This is a genomic window from Shewanella baltica (assembly GCF_900456975.1).
In the GTDB taxonomy this organism is placed as follows: domain Bacteria; phylum Pseudomonadota; class Gammaproteobacteria; order Enterobacterales; family Shewanellaceae; genus Shewanella; species Shewanella baltica.
Window position 1 is genome coordinate 2,885,301 of sequence record NZ_UGYM01000002.1, and the last position, 26,079, is coordinate 2,911,379.

Genomic DNA, 26,079 nt, shown 5'->3' on the forward strand with positions numbered 1-26,079 from the left:
ATGGCTCGCATGAGGAGCCTCATACGAGCCATTATAAATGGCGAACAGCTAATCAAGTCAAGCTTAGCTTATGCGCGACCAGTAGCCTTGTTCATAAATTCTTCAAAAGCGACTTCTTTTTCGGTCACTTTGGCAGATTTCAACAGTGCTTCAACCGCTTGCTCTTCTAAAGCAACGTTGCGCATGTTTTGCATCAGCTCTTTGTTGCTGTTGTAATAAGCAACAACTTCACTTGGATCTTCGTAGGCAGAAGCCATAGAAGCGATCAAACCTTGTACGCGTTCGTCTTCTGCTTTCAGTTCGTTAGTCTTGATGACTTCGCCTAATAACAGACCGATTTTAACGCGACGTGCAGCTTGTTCAGTGAACAATTCAGCTGGCAGTTCAGGCATATTTGCCGTTTGATTGCCAAAACGTTGCATTGCTTGTTGACGCAGTACGTTAACTTCGCCATCGATCAGTGCTTTTGGCAGAGTGATGTCATTGTTCGCTAACAGACCGTTGATCACTTGCTCTTTCACGTTAGCTTTTAACGCTTGCTCAAGTTCACGGTTCATGTTTTTACGGATTTCAGCTTTAAGGGCTTCTAAGCCACCTTCGCTGATACCGAACAGAGCAGCAAACTCATCGTTTACTTCTGGCAGGTTAGCTGCTTGAACTTCAGTCAGCGTGATCGCGAACTTAGCGGCTTTACCTTTCAGGTTTTCAGCGTGATATTCTTCTGGGAAGTTCACGTCGATAACAAATTCTTCACCCGCTTTGTGACCTAAAATACCCGCTTCAAAACCAGGGATCATACGGCCGCTGCCTAATTGCAGTTCGAAATCGTCAGCTTTGCCGCCTTCAAATTCTTCACCGTCAACTGAGCCAACAAAGTTCATTTTCACTTTGTCGCCATCGGCAGCTTCACGTTCAACAGCAGCGAAAGTTGCGTGTTGTTTACGTAGGGTTTCAATCATAGTGTCAACGTCAGCGTCAGTCACTTCAGCTTTTGGTTGTTCTACTTCGATTGCATCTAAGCCTTTCAGCTCAACTTCTGGATAGATTTCAAAGGTAGCGATAAATTCGAACTTTTCGCCATCAGTTGAACCTGGAACAAAAGTCGGTGCACCGGCTGGATTTAACTTCTCAGCAATAATTGCTTCGATGAAGTTACGTTGCATCACTTCACCCATGATGTCTTGACGAATCGCTGCGCCGTAACGTTTGTTAATCACAGTAATAGGCACTTTACCAGGACGGAAACCTGGGATACGAGCACGCTTAGCTTCACGTTGTAAACTGTCTTTAACCAGCTTTTCAATTTGTTCAGCAGGAACAGAAATGGTCAGGCGACGCTCTAGGCCTTGGGTTGCTTCAACAGAAACTTGCATTGTTTTACCTCGAAATTTGTCTAACGTCCTTTGTAATAGCCGATTCATCAACTATTCAGGTATTCGTTTCTTGATCATTAAATTTGACTACAATGCCCACCACTACTGGCTTTAGGCACAGGTCGCTCATAGTTGATATCTATCAAGACGCGACATTATAGCCACCGTTTTCTGCAGAGTCGAGCCTCAACAGCCGAATCTGGGGTATAAAAAAAGCGACACAAGGTCGCTTTTTTTAATTTGTACTCAAAGTACTAAAAAATGGGGTGACTGATGGGGCTCGAACCCACGACAACCGGAATCACAATCCGGGACTCTACCAACTGAGCTACAATCACCACTGAAACTGGTACGCCCGGCAGGATTCGAACCTGCGACCACCCGCTTAGAAGGCGGGTGCTCTATCCAACTGAGCTACGGGCGCATGGTTTACAGAACTTTCTGTATCCTAACCGATTTTGGAAAGCACTTAGCTAACCCTACCATTCGCTTATTTGAGTTCAAATTATCTTTAAATTCATTGAAGCAAACAATAATAAAGTGGTCGGTGATAGAGGATTCGAACCTCTGACCCTCTGGTCCCAAACCAGATGCGCTACCGGGCTGCGCTAATCACCGAAATTCTTACATTTTTTTGGTATCAACTCAAAGGGTTTCCTCTGGTCCGCTCTCACCCAAAAACTGGATGCACTACCGGACGCGCTAATCACCGAAGGTCTTACATAACATTTCCAGCGCTAGATAAACACATCTGCCTGAGAACGGAGCGCATCTTATCCCCTCACTTTACAACCGTCAACGATTTTTTTATTGATTGACACTAGGTGCTGAATTATCAGGCTAATCCGGTTTTTTTTATCCATTTGGCGACGGCTTTAACCATGACACAGTAGCTGTGCCCTGTTAAAATAGCCGCGATTGCCAATCTCTGTGTTAACTACTGTTTTAACCATCGCCCATATAAAGGATATCCTACACCCATGACAGCCCAAATAATCGACGGCAAGGCGATTGCTCAATCCATCCGCACTAAGCTCAGCGAAAAAGTCACCGCCCGCAAAGAGGCTGGACAACGCATTCCGGGTTTAGCCGTAGTATTAGTGGGAGCCGATCCGGCATCACAGGTTTATGTTGGAAGCAAACGTAAGGCCTGTGAAGAAGTTGGATTTATTTCTCGTTCATACGATTTAGAAACAAGTTGCAGTGAAGATGAGTTGCTGAGCCTTATTGATAGTCTGAATGATGATCCGACCATCGATGGCATTTTAGTGCAACTGCCACTACCCGCCCATATCGAAGATTCAAAAGTCATCGAACGTATTCGCCCAGATAAAGATGTCGATGGATTTCACCCGTACAACGTTGGCCGTTTAGCCCAGCGTATTCCGGTGCTGCGCTCTTGCACGCCGATGGGCATAATGACACTCATCAAATCCACCGGCGTTGATACTTATGGTTTAGATGCTGTCGTGGTTGGTGCGTCTAATATTGTCGGTCGTCCTATGACGTTAGAATTACTGTTGGCGGGTTGCACTACGACCACTTGCCACCGTTTCACTAAGAATCTTGAGCAAAAAATTCGTATCGCAGATCTCGTGGTTGTCGCAGTCGGTAAACCCGGCTTCATTCCTGGTGAGTGGATCAAGCCCGGCGCTATCGTCATTGACGTAGGCATTAACCGTTTAGATAACGGCACCTTAGTCGGCGATGTGCAATATGACGTTGCGGCGCAAAATGCCAGCTTTATCACTCCAGTCCCCGGCGGTGTTGGCCCGATGACAATTGCGAGCCTATTGGAAAACACCTTATACGCTGCCGAGCAATATCACGACTAAGTTCTAAGTTCTAAGTTCTAAGTTCTAAGTTCTAAGTTCTAAGTTCTGCAAGCATAAAAAACCTGCATGATGCAGGTTTTTTTATGGCTGAAGATTTCATCTAGATGAGAGAAAACAACTAACTAAGCTTATTTCTTGCGCCAAGTGGTGCCACTTGGGCCATCTTCGAGCTCAACGCCTAACTCATTCAAACGGTTACGCGCCACATCCGCAGCAGCCCAGTCCTTTTCAGTACGAGCACGGTTACGTTCAACGATTAAAGCTTCGATTTCAGCCACTTCATCGTCACTACCGCCGCCTTGGAAGAAAGCCTCTGGCTCTTGGCTTAATAAGCCTAAAACATCCGCTAATTGCTTCAAGGTGACCGCTAATGCCGATGCCTGTGCCATATCGGTCAGTTTTAAGCGATTGATCTCACGCACCATGTCAAACAGGACTGAGTAGGCTTCGGGTGTATTAAAGTCATCATCCATCGCCGCTTTAAATTTCGCGATAAACTCTTCTGCTGGCGCTGCAGCGACAGTCAAGTCGACATCTTTAATGGCGGTATACAAACGCTCTAAAGCTGAACGAGCTTGTTTCAAGTTATCTTCTGAATAGTTCAGTTGGCTACGATAATGGCCAGATAACAGGAAATAACGCACAGTTTCAGCATCATAGTGACCAAGTACATCGCGAATGGTAAAGAAATTGCCTAACGACTTAGACATTTTTTCACGGTCAACCATCACCATGCCAGTGTGCATCCAATAGTTCACGTATGGCGTGTCATGGGCACAGCAAGACTGGGCGATTTCGTTCTCATGGTGCGGGAACTGTAAGTCAGAGCCGCCGCCATGAATATCAAAATGCAGACCCAAATGTTTGCTGTTCATGGCCGAACATTCGATATGCCAGCCAGGACGACCCGGTCCCCAAGGTGATTCCCACGTCGGTTCACCAGGTTTAGACATTTTCCACAACACAAAATCCATTGGATTTTGTTTGGTTTCGTCCACTTCAACCCGAGCACCGGCTTGCAGTTGATCTAAATTCTGACCCGATAAACGGCCGTAATCAGGATAGGAAGCCACGCTGAAAAGCACATCACCATCGCTAGCAACATAGGCATGGCCACGGGCGAGTAATAACTCAACCATGTCGATGATTTCGGCAATATGCAGGGTTGCGCGCGGTTCAAAGTCGGGGCGCAACATATTTAAGGCATCGAAGTCTTGATGCATTTCACCGATCAAACGCTCGGTTAAGGCTTCACAGCTTTCGTTATTCTCGTTAGCGCGTTTGATGATTTTGTCATCAACATCGGTAATATTGCGCTGAAAATTCACTTCATAACCCGCGTAACGCAGGTAGCGCACTATCATGTCAAAGGAAACAAAAGTACGGCCATGACCAATATGACAGAGATCGTATATGGTCACACCACACACGTACATCCCGATTTTTCCGGGAGTAATCGGCTTAAATTCCTGTTTTTGGCGGGTAATACTGTTGTAAATCTTCAACATCGATATTCTCTTCAATGATACATTCAGGTGTAAAATCAAGGAGTCAGTCTACCACGGCCTGACAGGTTTTGAATACTGCACTTTGCGCGCAATCCGAGATAAGTTAGAATCGCGCCACTATTTACAGAGAGTATGAAAACATGATCACAATACACACCAATTTGGGCGACATTAAACTGCAACTGAACGCTGAAAAAGCGCCATTAACAGTAGCAAACTTTATGAAATATGTTGACGAAGGTTTCTTCGACGGCACTATCTTCCACCGTGTGATTGACGGTTTCATGATCCAAGGTGGTGGCTTCAACGAAGACATGAGCCAAAAGCGTTGTAACGAGCCAGTGAAAAACGAAGCCAATAACGGTTTATCAAACCGTACTGGTACTGTCGCTATGGCACGTACTTCTGATCCACATTCGGCCACTGCACAGTTCTTCATTAACGTGAACGACAACACTTTCCTCGATTTTAAATCAGAAACCTCACAGGGCTGGGGCTACTGCGTATTCGGCGAAATCGTTGAAGGCATGGACATTATCGAAAAAATCAAAGCCGTTAGCACTGGCAACCGTGGCATGCATCAAGATGTGCCATTAGAAGCCATTGTGATTGAAAAAGTCAGCGTTGCGGCATAATTCCTGCGAATGCGAACTTTATTTATAGGCGATCTGCACCTGAGTGCAGATCGTCTTGATATCACCCAAGCGTTCACTCGCTTCCTCGACACTGAACTCGATGATGCCGACGCCCTCTATATCCTAGGTGATTTGTTTGAAGTCTGGGTTGGCGATGATATTGCCTTACCTTTTGCCCTCGAACTCGCCGAAAAACTCAAGCAAGTGTCGCAAAAGCTGCCGGTGTATTTCATCCACGGCAACCGTGACTTTATGTTAGGCAAGCAATTTGCGCGTGCCGCAGGAATGCAAATCTTACCCGAAGTGACGTGCCTGAATTTATACGGCGTAAACACAGTTATCTTACACGGCGACAGCTTGTGTACTTTGGATAAGGCCTACCAACGCTTTCGAAAACTGCGCAGTTTGTCACTGGCGCGTTGGCTATATGGTTGTTTATCCAAGAAAACCCGTCAGGGTATTGCCGATAAAATTCGCAGCAATAGCAAAAGCAGCAATCAGCAAAAAAGCTATACCATCATGGATGTGGAGCCCAATGCGGTCGATGCGTTATTTGCCAAGACCCACACCAAACATATGATCCACGGTCATACCCATAGACCCGCCATTCATCAACTTGCTAATGGCTGTCAACGTATTGTGGTGGGCGATTGGTATGAGCAAGGCAGTGTACTGAGTGTGAGCGCCGAAGGGATTAATTTGCAGTCCTTACCCTTCGAGCAGGCAACTTAAATTAGCTTGCTTTTATTGACCTTGTTTGAGGTTAAAGACGCATTATATTAACGGTTCGAGCGAACCGTTAATCGTTTTGGCTATATCGACTTAATTCATCAATTTTTAAAGAGAAGGTGCTTTCAAATCAATTTGCTAGCGGCGACCCACTGTGGAAACGAAACTCATCATCCTGCGCCAGAATCAACTCAGCCTCTAACTCACCAAAGTACTTTACGCGCTCGCTAATATCCTCAGGTGAAACCAACTGTGCTAATGCAAGATAATCTTGATAGTGGCGGGCTTCAGAGCGCAGCAGTGACACATAAAACTTACTCAGCTCACCGTCTAAATAGGGCGCCAACTTAGCAAAACGCTCGCACGAACGCGCCTCAATATACGCCCCCACAATCAGCTTATCCCGCAGGATATCTTTCTCATGGGTGGTTACATAGCTCATCATGCCTTTGGCATAACGGCCTGCGCGAATATTACGATACTCAATGCTGCGTTTGTGCATCAATTCCAATACTTGCTCAAAATGATGAAACTCTTCTTTAATCAAGCGGATTAAAGGTGAAACCAAATTAGCGGCAAACTTAAAGTTTGGCTTAGGCATAAGTTCGGCCACCAGCTCATTCTTTTTCACATCGCGCGCCAGAAAGCTCACCACATCATGATCTTGCGAATAGATAAACTCTTCATAGGGTTTAGCCCACGCCAACAGAGCTCGACCACTGTCTTTATCTAACGCATATTTTCGTAGCAAAAATATCGCCGTCTGGGCCGCTTTTAACTCACAGTTACAATGATCGATAAGCAACTCATCCAAGGAATCTGATTTTATCGCGACATCAATCCAAGTTTGCGGTGTTTCACAGCGAAGAAACGCGTGGATGGGGGCAAGAAGTTGCTGCATGGACTCACTCAATATCATTCTGAATATCGCGCTATTTTACGCATATTTACTCATAAGCTATAGCATTAGGCTTCAGTAAACTTGACGTGCCGAACTTTTTGTTCAATAAATAATCTACACTCTAAAGAACTGAGATCCTGATCACACAGCTTCTCACTTCTGTATGTGTCACCAATCGGCAGTTAAAGGAACAGGACACCATTTTAACCTCGATTGTGGAGCTGTTATCAGCTCGTCTGACGTTTGGCGAGCCATTCATCAATGCTGAACAAGGATAATTATAATGATACTGAATCACTTAATGGGGCTATACACTCATCCTAAACAAGAGTGGCACACAATTGAGAAAAACCATGAGGCACTAAAAAGTAGCTTAAGTCATGTGGTGCTGATCGCTTTAATCCCAGCGATTTGCAGTTATATTGCTACGGCTTATATTGGCTGGAACCCAGGCGCCGGCGATCCTATTTACCTCACACCACAAAGCGCCATGTTTATGTCCGCTGGCATGTATTTAGGCCTAATTGCGGGCGTATTCGCCCTCGCCTATTTGGCCTATTGGATGGCAAAAACCTTCGATGCAAACCCAACCTACACCCAATCGTTAGAACTCGCGTCCTATACAGCTACGCCATTGTTCATGGTCGGTTTAGCTGCGTTGTATCCAGTGCTGTGGTTTATCATGATAGTGGGATTGATTGGTTTGGCTTACTCAGTGTACTTACTGTACGCGGGTGTGCCGATCATTATGAATATCCCTGAAGAGAAAGGCTTTATCTACGCCAGTTCCATGGTGACCGCTGGTTTAGTGCTGTTAGTGGGGCTAATGGCAACCAGCGTTATTTTATGGAGCCTAGGTTTTGGTCCTATGTATCAATAACCAGTCGAATTAACTGTCACTCACACCAACCAATAGCTCTATCGCTAATTCATAAAATAAAAAAGAAGGCCTAAAGGCCTTCTTTTTTGGGTCTGATTAATGATCAGAACAACTTAGCTTAATTCAACTTAGCTTGATTGAGTTGAACTATTTGACTCATTTCATCAAACCAATTCAATCAAGCTAATTCTATTAAATCATTCGAAAGAATCACGCAGCGCTACAGTTAAGTTAAACACTAAATTATCCGCTGACGAATCTTTGCTGTCTGCACAGAAATAACCTTCACGCTCAAACTGATAAGCTTTTTCTGCTGGCGCATTCACTAGGCTTGCTTCAGCAAAACCGTGCACTACCACTAAGGATTCTGGGTTTAATACTTCGTCCACAGTCTCTGCCGCAGCAGGATTAGGATCGGTAAATAAACGCTGATAGAGACGGAATTCAGCTGGTTTAGCAGTAGATGCCTCAACCCAATGGATCACACCTTTAACTTTACGACCATCAGCAGGATTTTTACCTAAGGTTTCAGGATCATAAGTGCAGTAAACCGTCGTGATATTGCCTTCGCTGTCTTTGTCACAACGCTCAGCTTTAATCACATAGGCATTACGTAAACGCACTTCCTTACCTGCTACCAAACGTTTGTATTGTTTGTTAGCTTCTTCTCTAAAGTCAGCCACATCAATCAATATTTCACGGCCAAAGGCTAATTCGCGTGTCCCCATGCTCTCATCATTTGGATGAGCGGCCGCTTGAATATACTCAAGTTCACCTTCAGCATAGTTTTCGATGATCACTTTCAATGGACGTAATACAGCCATCGCACGCGGTGCATGTTCGTTCAATTCTTCACGAATACACGCATCTAACATGCCGACTTCAATCATATTCTCTTGTTTAGTCACGCCGATACGTTGGCAGAACTCGCGAATTGACGCAGGCGTGTAACCACGGCGACGCAGGCCAGCAATCGTTGGCATACGTGGGTCGTCCCAACCTGATACTAATTTGCGAGTCACAAGGTCGTTTAGCTTACGCTTAGACATCAAGGTATATTCAAGATTTAAGCGTGAAAACTCGTATTGACGAGTACGATTCGGCGCTTGAAAATCATTCAAATTATCCAACACCCAGTCGTATAAACGACGGTTGTCTTGGAACTCTAAAGTACATAAAGAGTGGGTAATATGTTCTAACGCATCAGAAATACAATGGGTAAAGTCGTACATTGGGTAAATGCACCACTTGTCACCCGTTTGGTGGTGATGGGCAAAACGAATACGGTAGATGATAGGATCGCGCATACACATGAATGGCGACGCCATATCAATTTTGGCACGCAGCGCACACTCACCTTCTTTAAAACCACCGTCGCGCATCTTAGCGAATAAGGCGAGGTTTTCTTCGACTGATGTGTCGCGGAAAGGACTGTTTTTACCTGGCTCTTTTAACGTGCCACGGTATTCGCGAGTTTCATCAGCATTCAAGAAACACACATAAGCCAAACCTTTATTGATCAGTTCAACTGCATATTGATGTAACTGATCAAAATAGTTTGATGAATAGCGTACATCGCCATCCCACTGGAATCCAAGCCAACGCACATCCGCCTGAATAGAATTAACATAATCAATGTCTTCTTTTTCAGGATTAGTATCGTCAAAACGTAAATTACACAGACCGTTATAGTCTCGCGCTATCCCAAAATTTAAGCAGATAGATTTAGCATGACCAATATGAAGATAGCCATTCGGTTCCGGCGGGAAACGAGTCTGTACACTCGTGTGCTTACCGCTTTGTAAATCTTCATCTATGATATTACGAATAAAGTTACTCGGACGTACTTCAGTGTCCACATGACTCATGGAATTCCTCTTTGCGAACAATGGCAATTTTAAGAAAACCAGCATGATCCTACAGATCACTACTAGTTACAATGCCTAGTGCTAAAAACTATGGTTTTTGACCAGCTGGGTTATAACCGCGATAGTAAAACAATAAAAGCAGCCATGAAAGCTGCTTTTATCTTTGACCTAACTAAGATGACATTTATTACTCAGTCATGCTGACTCAGTAAATCTTACTCGGTAATGATGCGGATCCCCGGAATGATCTGCTGGGTTCTTCTGCCCTTACGTTTCAGCCACTGATAAAAGGCCACTAACGCAAAGAGGAAGAAACCAATCCACAGACTCGATTGCACAGGATGTTGCGTAAAGGTTGCCGCTTGATAGACTACCGTCGCCGAGCCATAGGCCAGTGAGAAAGTCCACGTTGCCGCAAATGTCGCCCAACGGGAGCCAAACTCATGCACTAAAGCGCCCATCGCCGCAACACAAGGGGTATACAGCAAGATAAACAACAAGTAAGAGAACGCCGCAATTTTACCACTGAAACCAGCTTGCAGAGCACCGAAGGTCGATGTTGCCACGCCTTGCTCTTCCGCTATCGCTTCTTGATTGGTCAAATCACCAACAGACAGTTTTAACGGATCTTCAAGATCTAACCCAAACAAGTTTGCTGGAATCGTCGCTAGAGCCGCATTAAAGCTTTCACTCAAGGGTGTCAGCTCTTCATCAGCGGGCGCTGCACTGCTGTACAAGCTGTTTAAGGTACCGACCACGGCTTCTTTGGCAAAAATACCTGTGATAATACCGACCGTTGCTGGCCAGTTATCCTGTTCTATACCCATAGGTGAGAAGATTGGCGTGATTTTTTGGCTCGCAACACTCAACAAAGATGCTTGGCTGTCTTCATGGCCGAAAGTGCCATCAACACCAATAGCATTGATAAAGTTTAATAGCGTCACCACCAGCACAATGGTTTTACCCGCACCTAAAATAAAGCTCTTAGTGCGTTTACCTGTACGGACCATTACGGCTTTGAGTTTTGGCATTTCATAGCTTGGCAATTCCATCACCACAGCGCTACTGGTACCGGGTAACAGTGTGCTTCTGAGTAATAAACCCGTACCGATAGCGGCAAAGATACCAATAACGTAAAGCAAGAAGACTAAATTCTGCCCAGAATCGGGGAAGAAAGCCGCGGCAAATAACGCATATACTGGCAGACGTGCACCGCAGGACATAAATGGCGCCATCATACCCGTGACAATACGCTCACGTTCACTGCCTAAGGTTCGCGTCGCCATAATCGCCGGCACAGAACAACCAAAGCCGACAATCATAGGCACGAAAGCTTTACCAGGCAGACCGATGCGGCGCATTAAACCATCGACCACAAATGCGGCGCGCGCCATATAGCCAGAGCTTTCAAGCACCGACAAACCAAGGAATAAAGCAGCGATCACCGGAATAAACGTAGTGACGGTTTGAATACCTTGGCCAACCCCACCCGCTAGGATAGTGACTAACCAAGCTGGAGAGCCCATGTTCGTCAAGAATGCGCCAAAGTGATCGACAAACAGCGCGCCCGCAAAGACATCGAAGAAATCGATAAAAGCACTGCCAATGTTGATGCTGAACATAAACATCAAATACATCACAAACAAGAACACAGGAATGCCAAGCATGGGATGCAATACGAGTTTATCTAATTTGTCACTGAGGGTGAGAAATCCCGACTCTTTCACTGAACCTTGAAACACTTTCTCAACGAAATTAAAGCGCGTAGTAGCCACCATCACTTCAATATCATGGCCTTGCGAAGAGATAATCTGAGTACAGGTATTCACTTCATCCTGTAGCTCAGCATTCTGGCAGCTGCCACAACCTGAACCATTGCCTAACATAGCCAAGGCGCGGCCACGGCTTAATTGCGCGTCTTTGCTGCAAAGTAACTGCACGCCCGCTTCAATTTGTTCATCATAATGCAGCATCAATGGCGCTTCAGAGACTCGGCCTTGCAGTAAATCGAGTACCTGCGCTTGCACTTTTTCTACATCGGCAGGATCGCGTGAGCACACACCAATCACAGGGCAGCCAAGCTCTTTGCTCATTTTCTTTAAATCGACTTTGATACCGCGTTTAACTGCAGAATCAATTTTATTCAGCACCACCACCATAGGGATCGCGAGTTCACGCAATTGGGCGGTGAGATATAAATGACGTTCGATGTTAGTGGCATCGACTAAATTGATAATGCCGTCGACACGTTGCTCGGCGAGATATTGCTGCGCAATTTGCTCATCGAGTGAACAATCGCAACTATTGCCCGCAGGCAGAAGATCGTAAATACCCGGTAAATCGGTCAGATAGACATCGGCACCGTTTAAGGTGAAATGACCAGTCTTTTTCTCGACCGTCACACCAGACCAGTTACCGACTTGTTGATTCGCGCCGGTTAGCGCGTTAAAGAGCGTCGATTTACCCGCATTCGGGTTACCGACTGTGACGCAATGAAACTGCTTAGTCATTCGCCTTTTCCACCTCAATGATGTCTGCCAAATCTCTGCGCATACAAAGTTTACTACCACGAATATCCAGTTCGAGACCAGAACCCATAGGTGCGTATCGGATCAATGAAAAACGCGTATTCGGCGTGATCCCCATGGACAACAACTTACGCTTCACGGTTTGTGGTAACACTAAACGCCCCACTTCAGAAATAATACCGCGATCGCCGGGACTGAGTTCGCTTAACTTCATTACGTATTCCACCTTGCAACAGGTTCAGCTCGAAAAACTGCGCCCATTGTAACTGAGCTATGACCCTAATAACTTTACCTAGATCAAGATTTTTGACTGGTAACGATAATAGTTTTCAATTGTGTTGGGTATTATGTGACAAAAATACCAATGAATAAACGGCCAACTGAAAATAAAAATCCATACCTAAGCGCACAAGAGAATGATGCGATCGACAGAAGTCAAAAAGCTGTGAACAAAACCCTTACCAAAGCAAACGTGATCAAGGTCACGCTTCCTCTATATCACCAGTAAAATCATCCCTCTTTACAGTGAAAAGACCCTCAGATGTTAAGCGAGTGTCACATATTTGTTCTAATATTAATCAGCTTTAATAAGCTAAATTAGCAATGTCGAAAGCGTAAAAATAACAAATATAAATGCACTCGGGAAAAGATGAACATGGAAATAAGGCTAAAGTTCAAAAGCATAGCTAAGGCTATGCTATGTGTTTTGCTATCAATCGTGAGTATTTCTGTCTCGGCGACGCCTTGGGATGACAAAAAACCAGAGGACGTTGTCGCGACATTAGACAAAAAATTCGCCGAAGGTAAGTATTCTGCCAAAGGGGCTGACACTTGCCTGATGTGCCACAAAAAAAGTGCCGTAGTCATGGCCATTTTTGATGGGGTTCATGGTAATCCCAATGTGAAAGCTTCGCCCATGGCCGATTTGCAGTGTGAAGCCTGCCACGGCCCGTTAGGAAATCATAACAAAGGTGGCAAAGAGCCAATGATCACCTTTGGTGCAAATTCTCCCATTCCCGCGCAAAAGCAAAACAGTGTTTGTATGAGCTGCCACAATGATAGCCAACGTATCGCGTGGAAAGGCAATCACCACGATAACGCCGATGTGGCTTGCGCAAGTTGCCATCAAATTCATGTTGCCAAGGATCCTATCAGCGATAAAGCCAATGAAGTCGCCATTTGTACCCAGTGCCATACCCAGCAAAAAGCCGATATGCACAAACGCTCGGCCCATCCATTACAATGGCAACAAATGGTCTGCAGTGACTGCCATAACCCCCACGGCAGTTTGAACGATTCAAGCCTGAAGCAAATGAGCGTCAACGAAAATTGCTATAGCTGCCACGCCGAAAAACGTGGTCCTAAATTATGGGAACATGCCCCCGTCACCGACAACTGCGCGAATTGTCACAACCCCCATGGCAGCGTGAACGAAGCCATGCTGATCAGTAAGCCGCCGCAGCTTTGTCAACAATGCCACGCCTCGGATGGTCATAGCAGCAATGCCTACTTTGGCAATCAAACCAATGCCTTCACTTCAGGTAACTCCTGTATGAATTGCCACGGGCAAGTGCATGGTTCTAACCATCCTTCTGGCAAATTGCTACAGAGATAACAAGGGAATGATCATGCGAACAGCTAAATTGTCTCACCCTAGTGCTTGTTTCTCCCTCACTTTACTCGCATGGGTGATAAGCGGTGTTTTATCTCAGGCACATGCCGAAGGTTATGAGCTACAACAGGCGAATCGAAGTGGCATAAAAACAGAAGCATGGAGCTGCAAACAATGCCAATCTAAGTCAGGGCATAGTGGTGATGTCAGTGCCACTCTCGCTTATAACGATGGCGAGGACAGCCGTTTCGGTAACCGCACAGGAACAGATAATGATGGTATCGTTACCGCCGTCGGTGCGGATATGGTGTACAAAACACAGTCGGGTTATCAAACTCAGTTGGTCGCGGATAAGTTAGGTTTTGATGCGGGCTCAGCCAAGCTCACAACAGGAAGGCCGGGGAACTATCAAATCAACTTAGGTTATAGAGGCTTAGCTAACTATAACCATAATCAACTCAAAAGCCCTTATACCTCATCGCAAGATAAGATGTTGTTGCCCGATAACTGGATAACAGGTGGCACAACACAATCTATGCCTATGCTACAGAGCAGCCTTGTTGGCCAAGATTTAAGTATTCAACGTGATCGCTTTATGATCGGTGGTTACTATGCCGGAAAAATATCACCCGAAAGCGACAATTCCAGTCACTACAAAGCATCATTAAACTATCAACATGAAGACCGCAGCGGCGCCAAAAAGACCAGCGCCAATATACTCACCAATAGCGTCATGCTCGCCCAACCTATTGATGACAGTACCGATGAAATCGATGCCAGAGTCTATTTTAATGGCACTGGCTGGCAAGCTGGCATCAATAGCCAAGTCAGCCAATATAAAAATGATCACCAAGCCATGCAATGGCAATCCGCCTACACGCCCACCTTTGGCGCGGCATACTTAGGCCAAAATGCAGTCGACCCCGACAGTAAAGCCTATCGCGTTGCCGCAGAAGCCTCTGGGGGAGCGAATGGTCAAAATGTGCTAATGCACGCAGGCTTTAGCCGTATGACCCAAGATGACACTTTTATTCCAGCCACCATCAATGGCCCATCACCTATCCTGCCTGCAGATACCTTAGATGGCCAAGTGGATATTATTGAGATGGTCCTTAAATATTCGGGCCGGATCACCCAAGACTTAAGCGTACAGGCAAGCTACAACTATCAAGACAGAGATAACAAAACGGCCAAATTAGACTTCCCACAAATCATCACCGACAGTATTAACCAAGGCACTGCTCAAAATAGCCTTTATGATAAGCGAACCAAAAAACTCGAACTTAAAGGCAAATATCGTTTTACCTCAGCCTCCTACGTCGAAGCGGGCTATAGCCGCAACGAAAACGATTACACTGAACTCGACCGCCAATCCGTCGACGAGTCTGGCGTGTTTGCTAAACTGAGCTATCGCTATTCCCCTGCTTGGTCAGCATGGTTGAAAGGAGAAGCACTAGAGCGCGATGGTAGTGAATACGATCCCGTCACGACCACTCAAAGTCAAAGCAATCCTTGGCTACGTAAATCCTACCTTGCCGACAGAAAAAGACAAAAAGTCACCTTACACACTGATTATCAAACTGATATCGGCCTCTCACTAGGAGCCAGCTTGCACAGTGTCGATGACGATTATCACCATACCCAAGTGGGACTCACTCAAGTGTCCTACCTAGGTTATGACGTATCGGCCCAATATGCGCTGAGTAACGATCTGCATTTCACCGCCTTTGTTAACCAAGATTGGCGCGACTCAGATCAAGCGGGCAGTAACCGCTTCTCAACGCCCGATTGGTACAGCACTGCCGAAGAAAAATCGACTCTAATTGGGGCTGGTTTCAGTTATCAAAACCTGTTCGATAATCACCTCGACATTGGCTTGGACTACAGCTATTCCGATGGACAGAGTGATACCAAAGTCATCTACGGCATCACCAGTCCCTATGGCGACCTTTACGCCCGCAAACACAATATTAATGCCTACGCCAAGTATAGGTTTGCCGACAGTATGTCGCTGCGCGTCGATTGGTTATTTGAGAAATATCAAGATGCTAACTGGCAAAATCAAGGCACAAGTTGGGACACGATTCCCAACGTACTCAGTTTTGGTGATATGGGCCACGACTACAATGCTCACTACTTAGGTTTGACCTTAAGCTACCAAATGTAACTTAGGCACTGACAGCGCATTCCAAGGATAGAAATATGAACAAGTTTGCAAAAATGAGTACTCAATTCAGTCTGATGCTGGCCTTAGTCTCGCTATTAAGCGCTTGTGGCGGTGATAAGGGCCAAGATGGTAATCCCGGTGAACCCGCAAAACCGCCCGCATTAACCATCACTAGCCTTAACGTCATGGTCGATAAAGTTGCGGTGACAGATGGCATTGCTCAAGTGGATTTTCAAGTGAGCAATCAAGATGATGAAGCCGTAATTGGTGTCCCATCGGCAACGTTTATTGCAGCGCAGCTTCTTCCCCAAGGTTATACAGGCGCGGGAAATAGCAGTGAATGGCAACATTTTACCGCTGAAACCTGCGCGGCAACTTGCCCAGGCAGTCTCACAGATCATAAAAACGGTCACTACAGCTACACCTTTAGCGCACCGTTTAATGGCATGAATGGGGTGACGTTTATGCCTGAAGCGACCCAAAGAATGGTGGTCAAAATCGGCGGTGATAAACTTGCTGATAACACCCCCTTACCTATTACCAATCAACATTATGACTGGCAAACTTCTGGGGATAATGTCGCTTACACCCGCAACTTAGTCACAATAGAAACTTGTAATAGTTGCCACAGCAATCTTGCTTTCCATGGCAGTAAATATAATCAAATCGAAACCTGCGTCACCTGTCATAACAGCAAAAAAGTCAGTAATCCTGCGGATATTTTCCCTCAAATGATCCACAGCAAACATTTAACCGGTTTCCCGCAACCCATTAGTGACTGCCAAACCTGTCATGTCGATAAGGCAGAGTTAGCTGAGCAGCAAAACTGGCACAGAGTCCCAACCATGCAAGCCTGCGGCGCCTGCCATACACAAATCAATTTTCCCGCAGGCGAAGGACACCCAGCGCAGGCCGATAACAGTAACTGCGTGGCGTGCCATAATGCAGACTGGACCGTAAGCGTTCACAGTGATGAAGACAAAACTGCGGCACTGATGCAATTTAGCCCAAGCATCACCAGCGCCAGTATGGATGCCAATGGTACAGTCACCGTCGCGGTTAAATTGATGAACCCAGCTACTGGCAGCGTCTACAGCGACAGTGCCGATAAGCTAAAATTCATCAATGATTTAAGGGTATATGCCAACTGGGGAACCAGTTTTGATTATGCCACCCGCTCTGCCCGCTCAATCAAGCTGCCGGAATCCACCTCCGTGTCAGGCTCAAATGGCATTTATACCTATACAATTTCGGGTCTTACTGTGCCTGCGGGCACTGAAGCGGATCACGGCGGACTCGCGATTCAAGGCCGAGTCTGCGCCAAAGACAAGGTACTCGTTGATTGCACGACTGAACTGGCGGAAGTGTTAGTGATTAAAGCCAGCCACAGTTATTTTGATATGGCAGCATTAAGCAGTACGGGTCGCCGCACTGTTGTCAGTAATGCAAGCTGCGGCAATTGCCATGGCGATCAAAAGCTTAATATTCACGGCTCACGTAACGATCTCGGTGGTCAATGTCAGCTATGTCATAACGCCAATATGCTAGCTGATGCGACGGCGGCAAATCCTTCCACCACGTCATTTGACTTTAAGCAGCTGATCCACGGTATTCACACTAGCCAATTCGCAGGTTTTGAAAACCTAAACTACCCAGGGAAAATCGGTAACTGTGCCCAATGTCATGTTAACGATACCGCGGGGATATCTACCGTCGCCCTTCCCTTAAATTCAGCGGTACAACCCCTTGCACTCGATAACGGCACTTTTACCAGCCCGATTGCCGCTGTGTGTAGCAACTGCCATTCAGATACCAGCACTCATAACCACATGGCTCAGCAAGGTGCTGTTTTTGCAGGCACAAAAGCCGATGCAACCGCAGGAACTGAAACCTGTGCTTTCTGTCATGGACAAGGCGGAGTCGCGGATGTGTTAAAAGTGCACCCCATAAACTAAGCCTATGATGCTGGCCTAAAAAGGCCAGCAACTGCAGATATAAAAGGAACTCATACTATGCAGTCATCTACTCCTAAAGAAATAGTCAGATCTCAGTCACATTACCCACCTAAAGTGACTGATTAATACCAGTGACTTAGTTAGCCTTACAGATGGAAAACTAATTCCACACATCTTATGCGGGTAATGAGATTTATTCTTATCTACCAAGCGTTTGATGATGATTACAACTATTGCAGGGAAATATCATGATGAAACGGTTCAATTTCAATGCCGCAACAAAAGCGATGTTGGGTGCCGGTTTACTCTCTCTACTACTCGCCGGTTGCGGTGGTAGTGACGGTAAAGATGGTGAAGACGGTAAACCGGGTGTTGTTGGTGTCAATATCGATACAACTCCTACACTGAAAGCAAGTTTCACTAATGCCACTATCGATGCAGGTAAGGTTACAGTCGATTTCACATTAGAAAATGCGAATGGCGTAGCAGTACTAGGCTTAAATAAAGATCACGACATACGTTTTGGTATTGCACAGCTTAGCCACGTTACAGTAGCAACTGAGGATCCAGCCAAACCCGCTGACCGCGGTTACCAATGGCAAGCTTATATCAATGCCAAAAAAGAGCCTGGCACAGTGCCTTCTGGCGTGGATAACCTCAATCCATCAGCTCAATATCAAGCCAACGTTGAAGCCGCTGCCAAGTGTGATACCTGTTTAGTGGATCATGGTGATGGTAACTACAGCTATACCTATCAAGCCAATATCGCCAATGTCACTGAACCCTTAGCGATTACTTACAGTGCTGAAGCGACTCAACGGGCAACATTAGAACTTGAATTACCACAACTTGCTGCCAACGCACATTTTGATTGGCAACCTTCTACAGGCAAAACTGAAGGTATTCAAACACGCAACGTTGTTTCAATAACAGCCTGTTATACCTGTCACCAACCCGAAAGTTTGGAGCTACACGGTGGCCGTAGAGTCGATATTGAGAACTGTGCTTCTTGTCATACGGCAACCTCTGGCGATCCTGAGTCAGGTAATAGCATTGAGTTTACATACATGATCCATGCTATCCACAAAGGTGGCGAACGTCATACCTTTGATGAGACAGGCGCTGAAGTACCAGCCCCTTATAAGATTGTCGGTTATGGTGGCAAAGTGATTGACTACGGCAAGGTCGGTTTCCCATTAAAACCTGCAGCGGATTGCGCAGCCTGTCACGTTGAAGGAGCGGGTGCACCTGCTAATGCCGATCTATTTAAAGCCGACTTAAGCAATCAAGCCTGTATTGGTTGCCACACAGAAAAACCATCAGCTCACCACAGCAGCAGTGATTGTGTCGCTTGCCATAATGCAACTGAACCATACAATGGCACAGGTAGTGCAGCTAAACGTCATGGTGATGTGCTTAAAGCTTACACAGAAACTAAAGCCATGGGCATTAAGTTCACTAATGTCGGCGTGAATGACACGGGCAAAATCACTTTTGATGTCCAAGTTGTTGACAAAGATGGCAATGCCATTGATAAAGCCTTCGTAAATCAAAGCTCACGCGTTGTCGTAGCATGGGATTCTGATAAAGATTACCCAAGCTATGCTGATGCCTCTTATAGCAATCGTCGTATCGCTTTAAGTGAAGGTACCTATAATGAAGCGAATAAAACCTACTCATTAACAGGCACTAAGTTCAGTTTACCCGCTGATGCAAATGGTAAAACATTCGAGCTGTGGTCAACATTAGAAGTGTGCTTCAACAATGGCGGTTATGGCGTTGCTGACGTAGCTATGACAGATTGCTCTGCTGACAGTGTAAGTAAAGTCGCGGTTAAACAAGCCCCATATCATTTCGTTTGGAAAGATACGGGAGTGGACAACACTGCCAAGGCAGCGACACGTCGCGACATTATTGATGCAACTAAGTGTCAAGGTTGTCACAATCAAGAAATCCACCACTATGACAACGGTGTAAATTGCCAAACTTGCCATACTTCGGATAAAACCTTGAAAAGTGATGCCAACTATCCTGGCGGTAAGATCCCAACTAGCTTCGCGTGGAAAGCTCACGAACGTGAAGGCCATTACCTGAAATATGCGGGTGTACAATCAGGCACTGTGCTAAAAACCGATTGTGCGACATGCCATACAGTTGATAAAGCAAACGTCATTACAGGTATTACCTTAGGACGTCAGCCTAATCGCACATGGCGCTACGGTGATATCAATAATAACGGTGCCGATATTTGGGTATCTTCAGATGCGGGTGCGTGTTTAAGCTGTCACCAAAAATATCTGAGTGATGCGACAAAATCTCACATTGAGACTAACGGTGGTATTTTAAATGGCAGTAGTGCAGCCGATGTGCAAACTCGTGCATCAGAAAGCTGTGCAACTTGTCATACCCCAGCTCAATTAAGTAAAGTTCACGGTAATTAAGCAGATATAACGCTCTCATTCAGAGCAATGTTTTATCGTTACTAAAGAGAGAGGTTTTTACCTCTCTCTTTATATTCTTGCCATTTAAAAATCCGCTGTTTTTTTGATCTGAAATCGTTTTTACCTCTCGCTTTAAATACCTCTTTAGAAATAGAAAGATCCAAGTCACACATTAGCAAAGGCCTTGGAGATTTTAAGGTCATGTTAGGTTAGCCTTTCCTTGGGGAATTCTATTTCCAGCATCCACTTAAGTCGCTTCTAGTGACCAAAAACACAGACATAGAATCTGTTGGCTCTAGAACACAGCGTTTAAGCAATGCCAAACCTATGCAGGGAAAAAAATGATGAACGCACAAACAACTAAAATCGCACTGCTGTTAGCAGCAAGTGCAGTCACTATGGCCTTAGCTGGCTGTGGTGGCAGCGATGGTAATGATGGTAATCCCGGTGAACCTGGTGGTGAACCTGCTCCAGCGATTCAAACCCTTAATTTCACGTTTGATAAATCTGTCATCACTAACGGTGTACCGAGTGTTGAGTTTACCGTCACTAACGAAAATGATTTACCCGTCGTTGGTCTCCAAAAAATGCGCTTCGCCGCAGCACAGTTGATCCCACAAGGTGCGACTGGTGCTGGTAATGCCTCACAATGGCAATACTTTGGTGATGAAACCTGCGATGTCGCAGCAACATGCCCAGGGACCTTTGTTGACCAGAAAAACGGTCACTACAGCTATACCTTCAACATGAACCTGACCGCTAACGCTAAAATCACCTACAACGATCAGTTAGCTCAACGGGTGTTAATCCGCGCTTATAACACGCCGTTACCCGATGGTACTCAAGTCCCTAACAGTAACGCCTTTGTCGACTTTACTGCCGATACCGGTGCTGCACCGACATACAGCCGCAAAATTGTTGCCACTGAAAGCTGTAATACCTGTCACCAAGATTTAGCCAATGTGAAACACGGCGGCGCGTACTCAGATGTTAACTACTGTGCAACTTGCCACACAGCTGGCAAAGTTGGCGTAGGTAAAGAGTTCAATGTTCTCGTTCACGCTAAACACAAAGACCTGACTTTAGGTTCATTGGAAAGCTGCCAAAGCTGTCATGCTGCAAACGATGCCGCGCCAGATTGGGGTAATTGGTCACGTATTCCAACTGCCGCTACCTGTGGAAGCTGTCATAGCACAGTGGACTTCGCCGCAGGTAAAGGCCATTCACAACAGCTAGATAACTCTAACTGTATCGCCTGTCATAACAGCGACTGGACTGCCGAGCTACACACAGGCAAGACTGCTGACAAGAAAGCCGTTATCGCTCAGTTAGGTATGCAAGCAACACTCGTGGGTCAAACTGATGATACTGCGGTATTAACCGTCTCTATCTTAGACAAAGACGGTAACGCGATTGATGCGGCAACGGTCCAAGACAAGATTAAACGTTTAGAAACTGTCACTAACGTTGGCCCTAACTTCCCAATTATGGGTTACAACAAGAGCCCTGGTAGTGGTGCTGCGAAAATTGCTAAAGACTTAGTCAAAGATGGCGCACTGCAAGATGGCGTGACCTTAGTTGACGGCAAACTGGTTTTCACTACACCTGCCCTGCCTTTCGGTACTGGCGATACAGATACGGCCTTTACTTTTATCGGTCTGGAAATGTGTAGCACAGGTACTAGCTTAACGGCATGTACCGTTGATAGCGCAACCACCAGTATGAAAGCAGAGCTCGCCTTTGGTACTAAATCAGGCAACGCCCCAAGCATGCGCCATGTTAACTCAGTTAACTTCAGCACCTGTCAAGGCTGTCACAGCGATACCTTTGAAATCCACAAAGGCCACCATTCAGGTTTTGTGATGACAGAGCAAGTATCACACGCAAAAGATGCGAACGGTAAAGCGATCGTCGGTGTTGATGGTTGTGTCGCGTGTCATACACCTGATGGTACTTATGCTTCTGGTGCTAACAAAGGCGCATTCGAGATGAAACTGCACGTGATCCACGGCGAGCAAGGTGTCATCAAAGAATGTACCCAATGTCACAACGATTTCAACCTAGATGCATTCAAAGTGAAAGGCGCGCTGGCAACATCAGCAGGTAAATACACCACGCCAATCACAGCCACTTGTACTTCATGCCACGCGCCAGAATCCATTGGCCACGGCTTAGAAAACATGGGCGCGATTGTGAACGGTGATTATGTTCAAGCTAACCAAGCGGCGCAGTCAGAAACCTGTTTCTACTGTCACAAACCCACACCAACAGATCACACTCAGGTGAAAATGTAATTTGCCCAAGCAGGGGGAGTTCGCTCCCCCTTTCTTGAATTTTGTTGGGACAAATTGGGAAGCCTATTATGAAGAACAGCCTAAAAATGAAAAACCTACTGCCGGCACTTGTCATCACCATGGCAATGTCAGCAGTCATGTCTTTATGCATTGCACCAAACGCTTATGCGTCGAAGTGGGATGCGAAAATGACGCCAGAGCAAGTCGAAGCCACCTTAGATAAGAAGTTTGCCGAAGGCAACTACTCCCCTAAAGGTGCCGATTCTTGTTTGATGTGCCATAAAAAATCTGAAAAAGTGATGGACCTGTTCAAAGGAGTCCACGGCGCCATTGATTCATCAAAAAGCCCAATGGCTGGCCTGCAATGTGAAGCCTGTCATGGTCCTTTAGGTCAACACAATAAAGGCGGCAATGAGCCGATGATCACTTTCGGTAAGCAATCGACCTTAAGTGCTGAAAAACAAAACAGCGTCTGTATGAGTTGTCACCAAGATGATAAACGTGTGTCTTGGAACGGCAGTCACCATGACAATGCCGATGTCGCTTGTGCCTCTTGCCACCAAGTGCATGTGGCAAAAGATCCTGTGTTATCAAAAAACACTGAAATGGAAGTCTGTACTAGCTGCCACACTAAGCAAAAAGCAGACATGAACAAACGCTCAAGCCACCCATTAAAATGGGCTCAAATGACCTGTAGCGATTGTCATAATCCCCATGGGAGCATGACAGATTCCGATCTGAACAAGCCGAGCATTAACGAAACCTGTTACTCCTGCCACGCCGAAAAACGCGGCCCCAAACTGTGGGAACATGCACCCGTCACTGAGAACTGTGTCACTTGCCACAATCCTCACGGCAGCGTAAATGATGCCATGTTGAAAACCCGCGCACCGCAGCTGTGTCAGCAATGTCACGCCAGCGATGGCCATGCCAGCAATGCTTACTTAGGTAACACTGGTTTAGGTTCAAACGTCGGTGACAATGCCTTCACGGGTGGAAGAAGCTGTTTAAATTGCCACAGTCAGGTTCATGGTTCAAACCATCCATCTGGCAAGCTATTACAGCGCTAAGGAGACGAGAAAATGAAATTTAAACTCAATTTGATCACTCTTGCGTTACTGGCAAACACAGGTTTTGCGATAGCGGCCGATGGGTATGGCTTAGCCAATGCCAATACCGAAAAAGTCAAAATGTCCGCATGGAGCTGTAAAGGCTGCGTCGTTGAAACGGGCACATCGGGCACTGTGGGTGTCGGCGTAGGTTATAACAGTGAAGAGGACATTCGCTCGGCGAATGCCTTTGGGACTTCAAACGAAGTCGCAGGGAAATTGGATGCTGATGTCACCTTTCGCGGTGAAAAAGGCTATCGTGCCAGCGTTGAAGCCTATCAACTGGGCATGGATGGCGGCCGATTAGAGGTGAATGCCGGCAAACAAGGTCAGTACAATGTCAATGTGAACTATCGCCAGATTGCCACTTACAACAGCAACAGTGCCTTAACGCCCTACTCGGGTGTGGGCAGCGATAATTTAACGCTGCCAGACAACTGGGTGACGGCGGGTTCAAGCAGCCAAATGCCATTACTGATGGACAGCCTGAACTCCTTAGAACTGTCGCTCAAACGTGAGCGCACTGGGCTAGGTTTTGATTATCAAGGTGAATCGCTGTGGAGCACACATGTGAGCTACATGCGTGAAGAAAAAACCGGCTTGAAAAAAGCATCTGGTGGATTCTTCAACCAATCTATGATGTTAGCCGAGCCTGTCGATTACACCACGGACTCCATTGAAGCGGGTATCAAGCTTAAAGGCGACAACTGGTTCACTGCACTTAACTACAATGGCTCGATTTTTAAGAATGAGTACAATCAGTTAAATTTTGACAGTGCGTTTAATCCAACCTTTGGCGCGCAAACCACGGGCAGTATCGCCCTTGATCCTGACAATCAGTCACACACAGTATCGTTAATGGGCCAATACAACGACAGTACCAATGTGCTATCGGCTCGCTTGCTTACCGGACAAATGAGTCAAGACCAAGCGTTAGTGACTTCAGGTTATGGTTATCAAGTGCCAACTGAAGCCCTTGATGCCAAGGTCGACCTTATCGGTTTGAACTTAAAAGTGGTCAGCAAAGTCACCAACTCACTGCGCTTAAGTGGTAGCTACGACTATAACGACCGCGATAACAATACGCAGATTGAAGAGTGGACCCAAGTCAGCATCAACAATGTCAATGGTAAGGTGGCCTATAACACCCCTTACGATAACACTAGCCAACGCTTCAAAGTGGCGGCGGATTATCGTATTACCCGCGGCATGAAACTCGATGGCGGCTATGACTTCAGACGTGACGAACGTAATTATCAAGACCGTGAAACCACGGATGAGAACACGGTTTGGGCGCGTTTCAGAGTCAACAGTTTCGAGACTTGGGATATGTGGGTTAAGGGCAGTTACGGTCAACGTGACGGCTCTGAATATCAAGCCTCTGAATGGACATCTTCTGAAACCAACAGCCTGTTGCGTAAGTACAATCTGGCGAACCGTGAAAGAACCCAAGTGGAAGCACGAGTCACTCACTCGCCTATCGAAAGCCTAACCATAGATTTCGGTGCCCGTTACGCATTAGATGACTACACAGATACTGTCATCGGTTTAACTGAGTCAAAAGACACCAGTTATGATGCCAACATCAGCTACATGATCACCGATGATTTACTGGCGAACGCCTTCTATAACTATCAAATCATTGAATCTGAACAGGCGGGAAGCAGCAACTACAGCACCCCAACCTGGACAGGCTTCATTGAAGATAAAGTCGATGTTGTTGGCGCTGGCATTAGCTACAACAACTTACTTGAGAACAAGTTACGCATGGGACTGGATTACACCTATTCAGACTCCAACAGTAACACCCAAGTTAGACAAGGTATCACAGGCGACTACGGCGATTATTTTGCCAAAGTGCACAACATTAACTTATATGCTCAATATCAAGCCACTGAGAAAATGGCGCTGCGCTTCGATTATAAAATTGAGAACTATAAGGACAATGACGCTGCCAATGATATCGCCGTCAATGGGATCTGGAACGTCGTAGGTTTTGGTGATAACAGCCATGACTACACAGCGCAGATGATCATGTTAAGCATGAGCTACAAGATCTAATCCTGGCAAAGAAACAATCCAAAAGCCCGCAAAATGCGGGCTTTTGTTTAACCGCGGCAGTCACATCCAAAGTCAGATGTAAAATCATTACATCAGCCCAGATAAAAGTAAAAATCTTGAATAAGATCAGACTCTGGCGCAAAAGTCCGCCCATAAAAACCTTATTCCTTGAGTTTTAGCTCA

At 46.0% G+C, this 26,079-nt stretch carries 17 protein-coding genes and 3 tRNA genes; 11 read left to right on the forward strand and 9 right to left on the reverse strand.

From position 1 onward, the window contains the following. Positions 1-68: 68 nt before the first annotated feature. From tig to DYH48_RS13190, 4 genes are all read right to left on the reverse strand, one after another. Positions 69-1,373, reverse strand: a complete 1,305-nt coding sequence (gene tig, locus DYH48_RS13175) for a trigger factor (protein WP_006085365.1) — start codon at positions 1,371-1,373, stop codon at positions 69-71. A 262-nt stretch (positions 1,374-1,635) separates the two neighbouring features. Continuing rightward, positions 1,636-1,711: transfer RNA gene (locus DYH48_RS13180), tRNA-His, on the reverse strand. 9 nt (positions 1,712-1,720) lie between these two features. Further along, positions 1,721-1,797: transfer RNA gene (locus DYH48_RS13185), tRNA-Arg, on the reverse strand. A gap of 117 nt (positions 1,798-1,914) precedes the next feature. Further along, a tRNA-Pro gene (locus tag DYH48_RS13190) sits at positions 1,915-1,991 on the reverse strand. A 362-nt stretch (positions 1,992-2,353) separates the two neighbouring features. On the opposite strand from DYH48_RS13190, the gene folD reads away from it, so the two are divergent. Next, positions 2,354-3,208, forward strand: a complete 855-nt coding sequence (gene folD, locus DYH48_RS13195; protein ID WP_011846463.1) for a bifunctional methylenetetrahydrofolate dehydrogenase/methenyltetrahydrofolate cyclohydrolase FolD — start codon at positions 2,354-2,356, stop codon at positions 3,206-3,208. Between the two features lie 128 nt (positions 3,209-3,336). Here the strand turns inward: folD and cysS are convergent, their stop codons facing one another. Beyond that, on the reverse strand, positions 3,337-4,716 hold the full coding sequence (gene cysS, locus DYH48_RS13200; protein ID WP_006085363.1) for a cysteine--tRNA ligase: 1,380 nt from the start codon (positions 4,714-4,716) through the stop codon (positions 3,337-3,339). 140 nt (positions 4,717-4,856) lie between these two features. Between cysS and DYH48_RS13205 the strand changes: the two genes are divergently transcribed. Together DYH48_RS13205 and DYH48_RS13210 are read left to right on the forward strand one after the other, a co-directional pair. Continuing rightward, positions 4,857-5,351, forward strand: coding sequence for a peptidylprolyl isomerase (locus tag DYH48_RS13205; RefSeq protein ID WP_006081120.1), 495 nt, complete (start codon positions 4,857-4,859; stop codon positions 5,349-5,351). A 9-nt stretch (positions 5,352-5,360) separates the two neighbouring features. Continuing rightward, positions 5,361-6,083 (forward strand): UDP-2,3-diacylglucosamine diphosphatase, encoded by a 723-nt coding sequence (locus tag DYH48_RS13210; protein WP_115335021.1) that lies wholly within the window; start codon positions 5,361-5,363, stop codon positions 6,081-6,083. A 127-nt stretch (positions 6,084-6,210) separates the two neighbouring features. Here DYH48_RS13210 and miaE read toward each other — a convergent pair whose 3' ends face one another. Then, the gene (gene miaE / locus DYH48_RS13215) at positions 6,211-6,981 is read right to left on the reverse strand and encodes a tRNA isopentenyl-2-thiomethyl-A-37 hydroxylase MiaE (RefSeq protein ID WP_012588031.1); all 771 of its coding nucleotides are present in this window, start codon (positions 6,979-6,981) and stop codon (positions 6,211-6,213) included. Positions 6,982-7,264: 283 nt separating this feature from the next. Here miaE and DYH48_RS13220 point away from each other — a divergent pair, with 283 nt between their 5' ends. Then, positions 7,265-7,861: a Yip1 family protein gene (locus DYH48_RS13220; protein WP_115335022.1), complete on the forward strand. Its 597-nt coding sequence runs from the start codon at positions 7,265-7,267 to the stop codon at positions 7,859-7,861. 197 nt (positions 7,862-8,058) lie between these two features. Here DYH48_RS13220 and glnS read toward each other — a convergent pair whose 3' ends face one another. The 3 genes from glnS to DYH48_RS13235 all read right to left on the reverse strand — a co-directional run bounded on the left by glnS (position 8,059) and on the right by DYH48_RS13235 (position 12,471). Continuing rightward, positions 8,059-9,729, reverse strand: a complete 1,671-nt coding sequence (glnS, locus tag DYH48_RS13225) for a glutamine--tRNA ligase (protein ID WP_106650136.1) — start codon at positions 9,727-9,729, stop codon at positions 8,059-8,061. 215 nt (positions 9,730-9,944) lie between these two features. Then, positions 9,945-12,239 (reverse strand): Fe(2+) transporter permease subunit FeoB, encoded by a 2,295-nt coding sequence (feoB, locus tag DYH48_RS13230; RefSeq protein WP_011846458.1) that lies wholly within the window; start codon positions 12,237-12,239, stop codon positions 9,945-9,947. After that, positions 12,232-12,471: a FeoA family protein gene (locus DYH48_RS13235; RefSeq protein ID WP_012196862.1), complete on the reverse strand. Its 240-nt coding sequence runs from the start codon at positions 12,469-12,471 to the stop codon at positions 12,232-12,234. Before DYH48_RS13235 ends, feoB begins: the two co-directional genes overlap by 8 nt. A 435-nt stretch (positions 12,472-12,906) precedes the next feature. On the opposite strand from DYH48_RS13235, the gene DYH48_RS13240 reads away from it, so the two are divergent. The 7 genes from DYH48_RS13240 to DYH48_RS13270 all read left to right on the forward strand — a co-directional run bounded on the left by DYH48_RS13240 (position 12,907) and on the right by DYH48_RS13270 (position 25,896). Continuing rightward, a complete protein-coding gene (locus DYH48_RS13240) occupies positions 12,907-13,872 on the forward strand; it encodes a DmsE family decaheme c-type cytochrome (RefSeq protein ID WP_115335023.1) in 966 nt (321 codons plus the stop codon). A gap of 13 nt (positions 13,873-13,885) precedes the next feature. Further along, on the forward strand, positions 13,886-16,036 hold the full coding sequence (locus tag DYH48_RS13245; RefSeq protein WP_115335024.1) for an MtrB/PioB family decaheme-associated outer membrane protein: 2,151 nt from the start codon (positions 13,886-13,888) through the stop codon (positions 16,034-16,036). 35 nt (positions 16,037-16,071) lie between these two features. Beyond that, positions 16,072-17,991, forward strand: coding sequence for an OmcA/MtrC family decaheme c-type cytochrome (locus DYH48_RS13250; RefSeq protein WP_115335025.1), 1,920 nt, complete (start codon positions 16,072-16,074; stop codon positions 17,989-17,991). A 248-nt stretch (positions 17,992-18,239) separates the two neighbouring features. Then, positions 18,240-20,432: an OmcA/MtrC family decaheme c-type cytochrome gene (locus tag DYH48_RS13255; RefSeq protein WP_006081110.1), complete on the forward strand. Its 2,193-nt coding sequence runs from the start codon at positions 18,240-18,242 to the stop codon at positions 20,430-20,432. A 341-nt stretch (positions 20,433-20,773) separates the two neighbouring features. Further along, positions 20,774-22,726 carry an OmcA/MtrC family decaheme c-type cytochrome gene (locus DYH48_RS13260; RefSeq protein ID WP_006085354.1) on the forward strand — a complete coding sequence of 651 codons (1,953 nt, stop codon included), beginning with the start codon at positions 20,774-20,776 and terminating at the stop codon, positions 22,724-22,726. A 68-nt stretch (positions 22,727-22,794) separates the two neighbouring features. Beyond that, positions 22,795-23,796: a decaheme c-type cytochrome MtrA gene (gene mtrA / locus DYH48_RS13265; RefSeq protein WP_006081107.1), complete on the forward strand. Its 1,002-nt coding sequence runs from the start codon at positions 22,795-22,797 to the stop codon at positions 23,794-23,796. A 12-nt stretch (positions 23,797-23,808) separates the two neighbouring features. After that, positions 23,809-25,896, forward strand: a complete 2,088-nt coding sequence (locus DYH48_RS13270; protein WP_115335026.1) for an MtrB/PioB family decaheme-associated outer membrane protein — start codon at positions 23,809-23,811, stop codon at positions 25,894-25,896. Positions 25,897-26,079: the final 183 nt, after the last annotated feature.